Annotated in this window: 14 protein-coding genes; 12 read left to right on the top strand and 2 right to left on the bottom strand. The window is 42.5% G+C overall.

Annotation, left to right across the window (positions count from 1 at the left end; genetic code table 11):
• The first annotated feature begins 212 nt into the window (after window positions 1-212).
• The 6 genes from DYE48_RS14415 to DYE48_RS14390 all read left to right on the top strand — a co-directional run bounded on the left by DYE48_RS14415 (window position 213) and on the right by DYE48_RS14390 (window position 5,414).
• Complete coding sequence (locus DYE48_RS14415) at window positions 213-1,094, top strand: transporter substrate-binding domain-containing protein (RefSeq protein ID WP_115824234.1); 882 nt, start codon at window positions 213-215, stop codon at window positions 1,092-1,094.
• A gap of 10 nt (window positions 1,095-1,104) precedes the next feature.
• Window positions 1,105-1,797 carry an amino acid ABC transporter permease gene (locus DYE48_RS14410; RefSeq protein WP_089651694.1) on the top strand — a complete coding sequence of 231 codons (693 nt, stop codon included), beginning with the start codon at window positions 1,105-1,107 and terminating at the stop codon, window positions 1,795-1,797.
• Window positions 1,798-2,167: 370 nt separating this feature from the next.
• Window positions 2,168-2,953 carry a metal ABC transporter ATP-binding protein gene (locus tag DYE48_RS14405; protein ID WP_115824233.1) on the top strand — a complete coding sequence of 262 codons (786 nt, stop codon included), beginning with the start codon at window positions 2,168-2,170 and terminating at the stop codon, window positions 2,951-2,953.
• Window positions 2,946-3,800 carry a metal ABC transporter permease gene (locus DYE48_RS14400; protein WP_089651696.1) on the top strand — a complete coding sequence of 285 codons (855 nt, stop codon included), beginning with the start codon at window positions 2,946-2,948 and terminating at the stop codon, window positions 3,798-3,800. The genes DYE48_RS14405 and DYE48_RS14400 overlap by 8 nt, the downstream gene beginning before the upstream one ends.
• Window positions 3,800-4,210 carry a Fur family transcriptional regulator gene (locus DYE48_RS14395; protein WP_115824232.1) on the top strand — a complete coding sequence of 137 codons (411 nt, stop codon included), beginning with the start codon at window positions 3,800-3,802 and terminating at the stop codon, window positions 4,208-4,210. Before DYE48_RS14400 ends, DYE48_RS14395 begins: the two co-directional genes overlap by 1 nt.
• Window positions 4,211-4,346: 136 nt before the next feature.
• Entirely contained in the window at window positions 4,347-5,414 is a 1,068-nt protein-coding gene (locus DYE48_RS14390) for a metal ABC transporter solute-binding protein, Zn/Mn family (RefSeq protein ID WP_115824231.1), read from the top strand.
• Window positions 5,415-5,496: 82 nt separating this feature from the next.
• On the opposite strand, the gene DYE48_RS14385 is transcribed toward DYE48_RS14390, so the two are convergent.
• Entirely contained in the window at window positions 5,497-6,669 is a 1,173-nt protein-coding gene (locus tag DYE48_RS14385; protein ID WP_115824230.1) for an MFS transporter, read from the bottom strand.
• Between the two features lie 153 nt (window positions 6,670-6,822).
• Between DYE48_RS14385 and DYE48_RS14380 the strand changes: the two genes are divergently transcribed.
• The 3 genes from DYE48_RS14380 (at window position 6,823) to DYE48_RS14370 (ending at window position 9,525) form a co-directional block, all read left to right on the top strand.
• Window positions 6,823-7,215, top strand: a complete 393-nt coding sequence (locus tag DYE48_RS14380; RefSeq protein ID WP_089651700.1) for an OsmC family protein — start codon at window positions 6,823-6,825, stop codon at window positions 7,213-7,215.
• Window positions 7,216-8,056: 841 nt separating this feature from the next.
• Window positions 8,057-8,668, top strand: a complete 612-nt coding sequence (locus tag DYE48_RS14375; RefSeq protein WP_115824229.1) for a YczE/YyaS/YitT family protein — start codon at window positions 8,057-8,059, stop codon at window positions 8,666-8,668.
• Window positions 8,669-8,730: 62 nt separating this feature from the next.
• Entirely contained in the window at window positions 8,731-9,525 is a 795-nt protein-coding gene (locus DYE48_RS14370; RefSeq protein ID WP_089651702.1) for a YfkD famly protein, read from the top strand.
• On the opposite strand, the gene DYE48_RS14365 is transcribed toward DYE48_RS14370, so the two are convergent.
• Window positions 9,495-10,373, bottom strand: a complete 879-nt coding sequence (locus DYE48_RS14365; protein ID WP_115824228.1) for a mechanosensitive ion channel family protein — start codon at window positions 10,371-10,373, stop codon at window positions 9,495-9,497. The two genes, DYE48_RS14370 and DYE48_RS14365, sit on opposite strands and share 31 nt — an antisense overlap.
• Window positions 10,374-10,513: 140 nt before the next feature.
• On the opposite strand from DYE48_RS14365, the gene DYE48_RS21200 reads away from it, so the two are divergent.
• The 3 genes from DYE48_RS21200 (at window position 10,514) to pdaA (ending at window position 12,945) form a co-directional block, all read left to right on the top strand.
• A complete protein-coding gene (locus DYE48_RS21200; protein WP_167356021.1) occupies window positions 10,514-10,663 on the top strand; it encodes an SE1561 family protein in 150 nt (49 codons plus the stop codon).
• 111 nt (window positions 10,664-10,774) lie between these two features.
• Window positions 10,775-12,082 (top strand): Na+/H+ antiporter family protein, encoded by a 1,308-nt coding sequence (locus DYE48_RS14360; RefSeq protein ID WP_115824227.1) that lies wholly within the window; start codon window positions 10,775-10,777, stop codon window positions 12,080-12,082.
• Window positions 12,083-12,165: 83 nt separating this feature from the next.
• Entirely contained in the window at window positions 12,166-12,945 is a 780-nt protein-coding gene (gene pdaA / locus DYE48_RS14355) for a delta-lactam-biosynthetic de-N-acetylase (RefSeq protein WP_115824226.1), read from the top strand.
• Window positions 12,946-13,275: the final 330 nt, after the last annotated feature.

Genomic DNA, 13,275 nt, shown 5'->3' with positions numbered 1-13,275 from the left:
AATTGAGAATGAAAGTCAATTAATGCAGATGAACAGGGGTGGTTATTTAAAATTATTTTAATTTAATATATATTATTATAATATCACGAAAGGGTGAGAATACAAGTGGAAATAACGGGATGTGTAAAAAAGAGTCCAGGCAGTTGATATTACAGGTGTCAAGTTGCTATATTAGACAGGTGCAAAAAACATATGGAAGGTGGAAATAACGAATGCGCAAAGGTCTTTTATTTATACTTATGCTTATGCTTGCCGGATTCCTAGCTGCTTGTGGTTCAAGTGATGAAGGAGAAAGCAGTTCAGATAGCAATGGAAGTGAAGAGGCTTCCGATAGCAAATGGAGTGAAATCCAAGAAAAAGGGGAGATTGTCGTCGGTACTTCCGGTACGCTTTTCCCAGCTTCTTATTATCCAGAAGAATCTGATGAGATGACTGGATATGATGTAGAAATCATGAAAGAGGTGGCGGATCGCCTCGGTCTTGAATTGAAGTTTGAAGAATATGGAGTGGACGGACTGCTTTCTGCGATCAACAGTGGCCGTATTGATGCAGTAATCAACGACATGGAAGTGACGAAAGCTCGGCAGGAACAGTTTACGTTTAGTGAACCATATAAGTATTCTTATTCTACAATGATTGTCCGTGAGTCTGACTTATCCGGAATCGAGAAATTGGAAGACCTCGAAGGAAAAACACATGGCGGTGGAGCGACTACCGTGTTCTCCCAAATTGCTGAACACTTTGGTGCAGAGACGAAAACATACGGAAATGTAACCAATGATGTGTACTTGCGAGATGTAGAGAACGGGAATACAGACTTTATTATCAACGATTATTACTTGCAGTCCCTTGCACTAAAAGCACTGCCTAATATCGAAGTTCAACTACATCCGGATTTGAAGTTCCATCCGACGAACTCAGCTATTGTTTTGCCTAATGATGCATCAGAGATGAAAGAGGAAATCGATGCGGTGCTACAAGAGATGCGAGAAGATGGAACCCTTACGAAGCTTTCTGAAGAGTTCTTCGGTGGCAAGGATGCTTCTAAAAAACCAGAAGCGGATATCCGTGAAATCGAAGGTCTAGAACTGTAAGGAGATTCTTATGTTAGGTATCGAAATAAACGAAATTCAAATCGAAAAGCTTTTTAACGCGGAGCGTGCCTGGGCGAACCTTCCTTTTATTCTTGAAGGTGTTCCCCTGACCTTGCTGGTCGCTTTGAGTGGTATGCTGGTCGGGCTCGTTCTGGGTTTCTTTTTAGCACTTGCGAGAGGATCGGATCGTGTCTGGCTCAGATGGCCGGCCCGATTTTATATATCTTTTATGCGAGGTACCCCAATCCTCGTGTATTTATTCGTTTTGTATTTCGGACTTCCTGTTGTAGGAATAAAAATGCCGGCAACCGTAGCTGCCATTATCGGATTCGGAACAAACAGTGCAGCCTATATTGCAGAAATCAACCGAGCATCTTTGAACAGTGTTCCGAATGGTCAATGGGAATCATCCCGTGCGCTGGGATTTACGTATTGGCAGGCGATAAGAAGAATCATCATGCCTCAGGCAACGAGAATTGCTATCCCGCCGCTAGGGAATGTCTTTCTTGATTTGTTGAAAGCCACATCACTTGCTGCCATGATCTCTGTGCCTGAGATTTTGAACAAAGCACAGATTGCAGCAGGACGTACGGTTGATTCGATGACGATGTATATTACAGCAGCCCTCGTGTATTGGCCGCTTACTATGATCTTTTCCGCTCTTCAAGATTACTTGGAGAAGCGTCACAACCGATATCTATAAACGATGAAGCCAGAGCTTTTCATTCAGCTCTGGCTTTTTTCTATCTTACTAACATTTCGCATCAGCTCAACGTGAACAGGTACCAGGTGCGGAATGGTAGTAAGCTCATACTGGTACCAAGATGATCGATGAATGTACCAGGCAAACATAGTTGAAAGTTCGTACCGGGTACAGAACTAAAAGGATTGAAAGATAGCCTTGATTCGAAAGAGTTCATCCTTTATGATGGAACTTGTGTGTTTAAATCGTAATGATTATTAATTAACTTATATCCTGAAAAGGGAATGCTATAAAACAGACGTTTTTACTTTGATGTACGTATCCATTATAATTTAATTCGTAATGATTATTATTTCGAGAGGGATTGACCATGGAAAATCGAACAATTGTAAAGTTAGAAAATGTATCTTTTAAATATGAACGAGAATGGGTCGTCAAAGACGTAAACCTGGACATCCAATCCGGCCAGTTCCTCGGTCTTGTCGGTCCGAATGGGTCAGGGAAATCCACATTGATTAAACTGATGCTGGGGCTTGTTAAACCGGATCAGGGTTCCATCCACTTATTCGGTCAAACCTTAAAGCACTATCAGGATTGGCAAGAGATTGGTTTCGTCTCGCAAAAAGCTAACAGCTTCAATTCTGGTTTTCCTGCGACGGTAATTGAAGTCGTGAAGACAGGACTTGTCTCCCGCATTGGAGCATTTAAATTTTTCAATAAAAAACATAAAGAAAAAGCCTTAGAAGCTTTGAGAGTTGTCGAGATGGAGGAATACGCCTACTCCAATATCGGAGAGTTATCCGGAGGACAGCAACAGCGTGTGTTTATTGCAAGGGCCTTGGTAAGTGATCCATCGTTATTAATCCTTGATGAACCGACGGTCGGAGTAGATGCCAAGCACGTAACGGAATTTTATGATTTGCTCGGTAAACTGAATCAAGAGCAGGGGATTACCCTTTTGATGGTCACCCACGATATCGGGACGATCACAGACCATGCGACACACGTCATCTGTATGAATAAAACGGTTCACTTCCACGGAGCTTCCGAGGAATATAAGGAGTTTAGTGAAGAGGACCTCAATCAGCTTTATGGTCACTCCGTCCAGCAGCTGACCCATAATCATGAGCATCATGAGGTGAACCATAATGATTGATAGTTTTCTACAATATGAATTTTTACAAAACGCCGCTATAACAGGGATCCTAATCGGGATTGTTGCTCCATTATTAGGAGTGTTCATTGTGGTTAGACGCCTTTCGTTGATTGCGGACGCCTTATCCCACATCACGTTAACAGGGATTGCCGCAAGCCTGCTGCTTGAAAAAAGAGTGACCGCCGTCAATGACTGGAATCCGATTTATATGGGGATGGTCTTTTCCGTGTTCGGAGCGATATTGATTGAGCGGCTTCGAAAAGTGTATAAACACTATGAGGAACTTGCCATTCCTATTATTCTTTCTGGAGGAATCGGCGTTGGTGTTATTCTCATTTCTCTTGCAGATGGTTTTAATACGGATTTATTCAGTTATTTATTTGGAAGTGTAACAGCCGTCAGCCGTGATAGTATGTGGACAGTACTGGTGATTACTTCCATTGTCATTCTTATCGTTATTCTGTTTTATAAGGAACTTTTCGTCCTATCCTTTGATGAGGAGCATGCGTCTGTGTCTGGTGTGAATGGAAGATGGATTCATTTGTTGTTTATCGTCATGGTCGCACTAGTGATTGCATCCTCTATGCAGGTGGTTGGGATTTTACTTGTTTCCGCCTTAATGACCTTACCAGTGGCCTCAGCGATCCGTATTGCAAAAAGCTTTAAGCAAACGATTGGTTTATCGATCGCATTTGGAGAAACCTCTGTTCTGGTAGGTCTCATTTCGTCCTATCATCTCAGTGTACCTCCAGGAGGAACGATTGTGGTGACGGCTATTTTGATTTTGATTATGTCGATTCTTTACAAGCGAGTACGAGCTCAACAATGGATAAAGGGTGAAGCATAATGAATGTGGAAACAGCTTTGCAGAAACTGAAAGAAAAAGGATATAAGAGGACGAAGCAACGGGAACGTATCTTAGAGATTTTTGTGAAACAAGACCAATATATTGCTGCCAAAGAAATCTTAAAACAAATTCAAAATGATTTTCCGGGTGTCAGTTATGATACGATTTATCGAAACCTCTATATGCTGACAGACGTGGATATTTTGGAGGCGACGGAGCTCGGTGGAGAAAAGCATTTCCGTTTAGGCTGTGATACGCATGGACATCACCATCATTTCATTTGCACCACGTGCGGAAAAACGAAGTCGATTGAGTTCTGCCCAATGGATAGTATCAATGAGAACCTGAATGGATATGATGTTGAAAACCACAAGTTCGAAATTTATGGTAAATGTCCACAATGCCACTGATCTATGCACTGGATGGAGAAGGAACCTGCGTTTTTAACGCGGGTATCTTTTTTGTGTGTGGCAAAAAGTAATGGTTACTGTTTACAAACTGTAACGGTTACGATATAATCTTTTTGGAAGATGAGGAGGTCGACGAATGAAAAAACTAGCAATCTTATTATCTTTTATACTTACCATTCTAGTGGTTACTGCTTGTGGGAATGAAGAGACATCAACCGAGCAGAATAAGGAAACAGCAAATGACGAGAATGGGGAGCTAAATGTTTATACGACGGTTTATCCTTTACAATTTTTCACTGAACAAATAGGTGGAGAGACGGTAAATGTACAATCCATTCTGCCTCCCGGTTCTGACGCACACACATATGAGCCAACGACCAAGGAAATGGTGAAAATGGCGGAAGCGGATCTTTTCATTTACAATGGTGCCGGTTTAGAAGGTTATGCAAAGAAAATTTCTGAATCTATTCAGCCAGAGGGTGTGGAGATCCTCGAAGCAGCAGGGGATATCGACCTAAAAGAACATGTTCATAACCATGGAGAAGATGCTCAGGAGGGAGAGGATCATGCCCATGAAGAGGACAGCCACGGAGAAGATGAGCAAGCAAATGAAGAAGATGCCCACAAAACAGATGAACATGCCAATGCAGAAGATAATCATGAAGGCCACGACCATGGAGAAATGGATCCTCACGTTTGGTTGGATCCCGTTCGAGCGGCACAAATGGCAGAAGGAATCAAAAGTCAGTTGATTAAAATGAATCCAGAACAGAAAGAGCTTTATGAAGAAAACCATAAAGAACTACAAGCGAAATTGATGGATTTAGATCAGGAGTTTCATAATCGTGTAGAATCAAAAACTAAAAACAAAGTCATCGTTTCTCACGCTGCTTATGGTTATTGGGAAGAGGCTTACGGGATTGAGCAGATTGCTGTGTCAGGACTAAGTCCGACAAATGAGCCTTCTCAAAAAGACCTTGAAAATATCGTTCAAGTCGCTGAGTCAAATCATCTCGAGTATGTAGTTTTTGAGCAGAACATCACTCCGAAAGTTTCAGAAGTGATCCAAAATGAAATTGGAGCAGAAGCGCTCCGTTTCCACAATCTGTCTGTATTAACTGAAGATAATGTGGAAAACGATGAAAATTATTTTACTTTGATGGAACAAAACCTTGATGTACTGACTAAAGCATTATCTGAATAAGCAAAAACTGCGGACAAGAAGTCCGCAGTTTTTTTCATACGTATTCTTTTAGTATTTAGGACACTTAAACTAGAGAAGTGTATTAAGCCTGCTGTGGTTCTGAAGCACTTGGATCTTTTTTGTAAACGGTAGCTGCAAAGATAATGATTAACAGGGTAACAACGACGTAGAAGAAGGATAGGTCCGGCCAAAAATCCAAGAAGAATCCGGATAAAAAAGGCCCAAGAATACTCCCGATACTAAAAGCCATTCCACATAAAATGTTCCCGGCAGGAAGAAGGTCCTTTGGCAGCAAGTCTGTCATAAAAGAAATGCCTAAAGAGAACAAAGAACCGACGAATAAACCGCCTAGTGCGAAAGTGGCGAAAAGAGCGACCACGGAGTTTTCAAACAGAGCAGCGGCAAGGAAAGCCATGATCCCACCGGCTACCACGGTCAAGATGACTTTTTTTCTTCCGATCCGGTCACTTAAAGCACCTAAAGGAATTTGAGAAAATAAACTTGCAGCAGCAAAACTCGGAATAATCAAGGATAATAAGTTAACATCATGTCCAATCCTCATCCCGTATACAGGGAAGATTCCATGAAGAGTCGCTTCTAGAAATCCATAGGCAAGTGGTGGCAAAAAAGCGACCCATGCCAGACGGATGGCTTTGGCAAACCTTTTAATTGAACTTGTTCCATAGGCTGTGGTATGGTCTTTTTCAGGTGTTTCATTTCTCACCCAGATCATGAATAACCAGACAATTAAACTTAAGAATGAGGAAATGATGAATGGGACATAGATACCGAAAGACAACAAGTTGGTCATCAATGGTCCAAGTGTAAAGCCTACACTGAAAAACAAGCCGTAATAAGCGATGCTTCGACCACGGTTGTGTTTTTCAGCTGTGGCTGTGATCCACGTTTGAGTTCCAAAGTGAAGAATTTGGTCACCAATCCCAATGGTGACTCTTAAAATGAACCAGAACCATAGCGCCTGCCAGAAGGGAAATAAGGCAAGAGACACTATAACCAGGGCCCCTCCAGCCATAATCATTGGTTTATAACCGACTCGTTGCAGCGGTCTTTCCATGAATGGAGAGGAAAGTAAAATTCCTATATAAAGCCCAGTAGCATGCAATCCATTGATAGAAGAAGAAATGCCGTTCTGTTCAAGGATGACAGCGATCAATGGAAGGAGCATCCCCTGGGAAAATCCTGAAATGGTCACGAGACCTATTAAAATCCAGAATCGTGTTTGTTTGGATACCATAAACTGACTGCCCCCTTTTTCATACTTCCTTATCGTATAAGAAATCGATAGGAGGGGACAAGTTTTTCTTTCTCATAAGAAGGTTATTTCCTTACTGAAAACGGTTATTATAAAACTAAAGACGCAGCATATTGTCAAAGGAGTGAATGAATCATGGACTTTTATTTAAAAGAAAACGGTGTACGCACGTCATTTGAGTACGGCCAAATGAACATTTCTGGTGATGAGACGTTTGGTTTCCGCCCTTATCAGCTTATGGTTGCTTCCATTGCAGGTTGCAGCATCGGAGTTTTTAGAAAGATCCTGGATAAGCAACGGACGGACTATGAGGATATTAAAGTGACGGCCGAGGTCGAGAGAAATCCTGATGAAGCCAATCGTATCGAGAAGATTTACCTTCATTATGTTATTAAAGGGTATCATTTAAATCAGGATAAGTTGTTGAAGAATCTGGATATATCACAGAAAAATTGTTCCATGGTTCAATCGGTTCAAAATAGTATAGAAGTAGAAGAAACGCTTGAGTGCATTCAACTAAGCAAGTAAAATGAAAGAGCCTTATCCTGAATTTGGATAAGCGCTCTTTTTTTGTGCTTTATCCTATTGCGCATAAGCTCCCGATTGTGGAAGACTCAGTTTCGAGACTCTTTCGGGTTTCGTTGCTGGGTTGAGCGTCAGGGGTGGTTGGGAAGCTACTCGCTTTCCTGTGGGGGAGGGCCGAGCTTCCTCGGACTACGTCCTGCGGGATCTCGCCTATCTCCTTTTTCCCACGAAAGTCTTGCAGCTTCCCAACCACCCCATTCGATGTAGGTGAGAAACGAACCCCTTTACCAAGTTGGATTTGCCTTCGACCATCCCACTGTTAGAAGCATAAAGCGCGCTGTATCAAGCTTTCAGGATTCTAACACCTGAGCATGGGAGTTTATTCTTACAATTCCATCAAGCTGAATGGCTGCTTATTCTAGAAGTGGTTTCGAGACACTTACATAGTAAAGGGGCGGAGGGGAATGGGGAGACTCCTACCTTAAGTGTGGAGGCGCCTTGATCAGCGGCGTATGGACTGGACTGAGCTGGCGGAGATAAAGGAAACACGGAGAACGGAGTGATTCGATGTTGACTTATCGTACAGAAGCGAGGGAAGTCTCACTAGCCGCTAGGCGCCGGAACCGGATATCTAAGAGGAAAAAGTGCATGGTGAAACCCTCCAGGACGCAGTCCGAGGAGGCTCACCGCGCTCCCACGAAAAGCGACTCATTCCCCGCAGCCCCCATCCACTCAACAAAAGTCTCGAAACGGAGTCTTACACAATCCTGCCATATAGTTGAATAAATGTTGAAATGCCAACGACTTTGTTTGGTTTTATTTATAGAAAGAGGAGAGAGATGGAATGAGGAATATTTTTATTAAAGCTTTCTTTTATCTGATAGGGTTAATCATCATTTCCCTTGGGATTACACTAACGATCAAATCAGATCTTGGTGCTGGTGCGTGGGATGCTGTGAATGTCGGCCTGTCTGAGAGCATCGGTTTTACTGTGGGGAGCTGGGTCATTATTATCGGCGCTATGCTGATTTTTACAAACGCTATCATTGCGAAAGAAAAACCGGATTTATTGGCTGTTATCACTATCTTTGTCATTGGACAATTCATTGATTTCTGGATGTTATCGGTTTTTGATACTTTCGGGCTCGCATCATTTTGGATTCAATTGACGGTGCTGGTTGGTGGAATTGCCATTATTGCCTTTGGAGTTTCTTTATACTTACAACCGAAATTTTCTCTGAACCCCATCGATGGGTTCATGGTTGCTCTACAGAAGAGATTTGGTTTCAGTTTACGAACGGCAAAAACGTTGACGGAAGTCTTTGCGCTTGTGCTTGCTCTAGCACTAGGAGGGCCGATTGGAATCGGTACCGTCATTATTATTGTCTTGATCGGACCATTCATTCAGTTTTTCGATGGGAAGGCGAACCACGTCATGAACAAGATGCTTTCGTGATTCCCTGTGTATAGTCTGGGCCATTTTTCACAAAATATAAAAAAAGAAAGGTGGCCCCTGATGTGAAAAGAAAATGGTTAGGACTGATCATATTTATTGGGATCTTCATGTTCATCAGTGCTGGATCTATATCAGCTGAAAATAAGAAAGCAGAAAAAGAAAGTGCTATTCCGAACCATGTACTGAACATATCCAAAGACAATACGTACCCGAATTCGACGGATGATCAAGAGTTGTTGGAAGCGGAAGAAATTACGAAAGAATTGATGGAAGATACGGATATTCGCGTGACGAACCCGCAATTGATTGAGATGTTGAATGAAACGTCATTGAAACCATCCCCGTTCGCCATTGGTTACAGAGGCGAGATTTTTTTAGGGAGATGGCCGCTTGCTTACGAATCCAAAGAAACAAATATCAATTGGGAATACCAGGAGATCAATACGAATGAATACAGCAACCATGGTGGGAAGCAAACAGAGAAGTTAAGTTATGTCCAGAAAGAAGAAAAGCAGATCAAAGGTGGTTTAACTTCAAGAATCAGTCACAGCGACCAAATGATGAAGCTTATTCTTCTGGAAGCACAAAAGAATACGAAACTTCCACTTTCCTTCAACACCGTCATTGGTAAAGGCACAAAGCAAAACAATACCTATGGTGTACCAACGAACAAAGTAGGAATTCTGCATGCTTATGCACCAGCTGTCAATGAAAAAGGGGAAGTGACCTTTGGTGATGTGTACATTCAGCTCAAAGGTTCGAAAAAAACGTTGAACGTAAAAAACGTCACGCGGCAAGGAATCGGGGCATGGATTCCGATCCAAGATCACGTGAGCTTTTCATTTGAAGTGAAATGATGGTCCTCATGACCGGATGAATTCAATTCGACGCGCTGTTCTGCCATGAAGATGTTGTTTTCAAACAATTCTTCAGCAAGAATGAGGCGCGTTTTTTTTGCTGCCGTCCAGTAGACTAAGTCATTGACCATACCAATAACTGTGTATTCATATCCGCGGTGTTCATGGTTCAAAGACGACATGCCATACACTTGGAAAGGCTCGTAAGGCTTATCCGTCAAATCTTTCTTCAAGTACTCATGCAATTCCTCATTGAGACGCTCACAAGCTTTTTCTAAGACTTGATACGCTTGTTTCGGATCTTGATGAAAACTTGTCGTTACCTTCTCAATCACGCGCATATATTCAAAGTTATAGTTTTCAATCGTGTTGATCTGACCATTGCTTATGGTGAGTAACTTTCCACTCCATTGGCGTACCTTTAAGAACCGGAGGCCAATGTCCTCAACCGTCCCGTGGAAGGTGTTGTTGACGGAGATGAAGTCACCTTTATGGAGCTGCTTTTCATATAAAAGGAACAGGCCGGCAAAAAAGTCTTTGATCAGACTCTGTGCACCAAAACCTACAATAATACCGATGACTCCGGCTCCGGCAAGTAATTTTTCAATCGAAGTGAATTCATCAAGAACGATAAGAATGAACCCAATGAGTGCCACATAACTGATGATGGAATTGAGCATGGATTCTAGAGTGTTTTCTTTTCTTTCTTCAATAAAGTCCGTTTTCTTGAAAAACGTGTGAATGACTTTACGGAGAATGAGAACAACTACAAAAAGAATAGCTGCAATTAATAACAACCTGATAACGGCGTGTTCTTCCAGGTAAGCATTGAACTCGGCTAATGACATGGATTCGTCCTCCTATATGTTCTATCAAGCATTATAGCATTAGTGGTGGATGGATTTCTTCTTTGTGGACAGACCCAGTGACATGTACTATGATGGACGTGGCCAAAACGTGAAAGTTTGCAGAAAAGAGGTGCAGAGGAATGTCACAACAAGAACGGATCGAGGATCTGAAAGTGCGCCTGGCGGATTTTATGGGACGTATTGAAAAGTTAGACCCGGAAGAAACTTCTGTTGAAGATATCGATCGTCTTATTTCCATGTTGGAAGATCTAGAAAAGAACATGGAATAAACGGTTATCGTCAGAATTGACTCTCAATTTTTTTGAGGGTTGATTTTTTTACGTTCGTGCTTTATCATGATAAATCGTTAATGCATGAAAAGAATGAGAGGAGAATGTTTTATGGCATGGGCAGTTGTTGTCTCTGTCCTCGTAATGACAATCTTAAGTTTGTTACGTGTGAATGTCATTATCGCCATTCTTGCCGCTGGACTGACTGCAGGACTCATGAACGGTGAGACCTTAGTGAGTTCATTAGAACTGCTTGTCGGCGGTATGGGCGAACAGGCGAGCGTAGCGCTTAGTTATATATTGTTAGGAGCATTTGCGGTAGCCATCAGTTATTCAGGGATCACCTCATTGCTGATTGGATATCTGCTTAGAGTTTTGAAGGATAAACGAACGATGATGGTACTTGTCATCGCATTTGTTGCGAGCTTGTCCCAAAATGTTATCCCTGTACACATTGCTTTTATTCCTATCTTAATTCCACCATTACTGAAGTTGTTTGATGAAATGAAATTGGACCGCCGGGCAGTAGCAGCAGCGTTGACCTTTGGTTTGAAAGCACCCTATGTCATGTTGCCGGTTGGTTTTGGATACATCTTCCATGAAACGATTCAATCTTCTATGAGCAGCAGTGGAATCGACCTTGGCATTGGTTTGATCGCCCAATCTTTGATTATTCCTGGTTCAGGTATGATTGTCGGTCTATTCATTGCTATTTTTGTTACGTATCGGAAAAAACGTGATTTGCCAGATGTGGCTACAGAAGGACAAGGGTTTGAACTCAAGAAAGTGGAAACGGCTAAATTCAACCTTCAGCATATTTGGACCATTGTCGCGATCGTTGTCACCTTAGTGATTCAAGCGGTATGGCAGAACCTTATTCTAGCTGCCCTTGCAGGAATTATCCTTATGTTTATCTTCCGTGTAGTCCCTTATCACAAAGGAGACAAAGTAGTGAATGAAGGAATCGGAATGATGGGCTTCATCGCCTTTGTCATGTTAGTGGCTGCAGGTTATGCAAACGTGTTGACAGAAACTGAGTCTGTATCAGCTCTTGTCGAAGTCAGTTCCGAATATCTTGGTGATAATCAAGCATTTATCGCATTCTTATTGTTACTTGTCGGGTTAGTCGTCACTATGGGAATAGGTTCTTCTTTTGCGACCATTCCGATTTTAGCTGCACTTTTCGTGCCAATTTGTTTGTCAGCAGGGTTTTCACCAATGGCAACTGCTGCTTTAATAGGAACCGCTGGAGCTTTAGGTGATGCTGGTTCTCCTGCATCTGATAGTACGCTTGGACCGACTTCCGGTCTGAATGCAGATGGAAAACACAATCACATTTGGGATACTTGTGTTCCGACATTCTTACACTTCAATATTCCACTGTTCATCTTCGGATGGGCGGCGTCCCTATTTTTATAAAGGCATGTGGGTAATATTCCCACCTGCCTTTTTTTATATTCAGTGGATGTCCACACATACTAAGAAAAAAGTGAGTGGTACGTATGTGGAAAAAAACATTCGCCGTATTACTGGCGTTATCCCTTTTGATTTTGCCCAACCAGACATTGGCTGAAGGCTGGGGTTTCAGTAAGAAGAAAGATGGTTCCGTCCCTGACGTGGGTCGATACGGTCCTATGATTGAGAAGTATGATGGTTTTTATGCGGATCCTTCCGGTGACCCGGTTGTTTATTTGACTTTCGATAATGGCTATGAGCAAGGGTACACAGGTCAAGTGCTCGACGTATTGAAGGAAAAAGGTGTACCGGCCACTTTTTTTGTTACCGGTCATTATATTGAAAGTGCACCAGAACTATTAAAGCGAATGGCGAAGGAAGGGCACTTAATTGGGAATCACTCCTGGAGCCATCCTGATTTTACAAAAGTGTCGAAAGAGAAAATGAAGCAGGAGTTAGAAAGAGTGGACCAGGCTGTGAAAGAGTTGACTGATCAGGAAGTGATGACTTTCGTCCGTCCACCACGTGGAACCTTTAATGAGAAAACTCTAGAATGGGCAAAAGAATTTGGGTACACTCATGCGTTTTGGTCGCTTGCGTTTGTGGACTGGGAGACAGACAAACAACGCGGCTGGGAATATGCGTATAGGAGTGTCATCGATCAAATTCACCCAGGTGCCGTCATCCTTTTACACACCGTCTCTCAAGATAATGCAGAAGCCTTGTCTCAACTTATTGATGAACTTAGAAAAAGAGGGTACAGTTTTGGAAGTTTGAATGATCTTATGATCAAACAGATGGTTCCAGCGCCTGTTTGGGGACTCTGAGGGTAAACCACTGCACATTCCGTGCAGTGGTTTTTCATATTCATTAAAGTTAAATTTGATGTAGATAATAAGTTATTGAAGAATATGGCAGGATTGTGGAAGACTCGATTTCGAGACTTTTGTGAGAGTTTAGGGGCTCCGGGAAAAGGTTCGCTTTCCGTGGGCGAGTGATGAGCCTCCTCGAGCTAACGCTCTGCGGGGTCTCATCTACCACGCACTTCCTCTTAGATATCCGGTTCCGGCGCCTAGCGGCTAGTGAGACTTCCCTCGCTTCTGTACGATAAGTCAACATCGAATCGCTCCGCTCTTCGTGTTTCCTTTATCTCCGCC

It is taken from the genome of Halobacillus trueperi (assembly GCF_003386945.1).
Lineage (GTDB): Bacteria > Bacillota > Bacilli > Bacillales > Halobacillaceae > Halobacillus > Halobacillus aidingensis.
The sequence above is the reverse complement of the archived record's forward strand: the minus strand, read 5'-3'. Positions and strand labels throughout refer to the sequence as shown.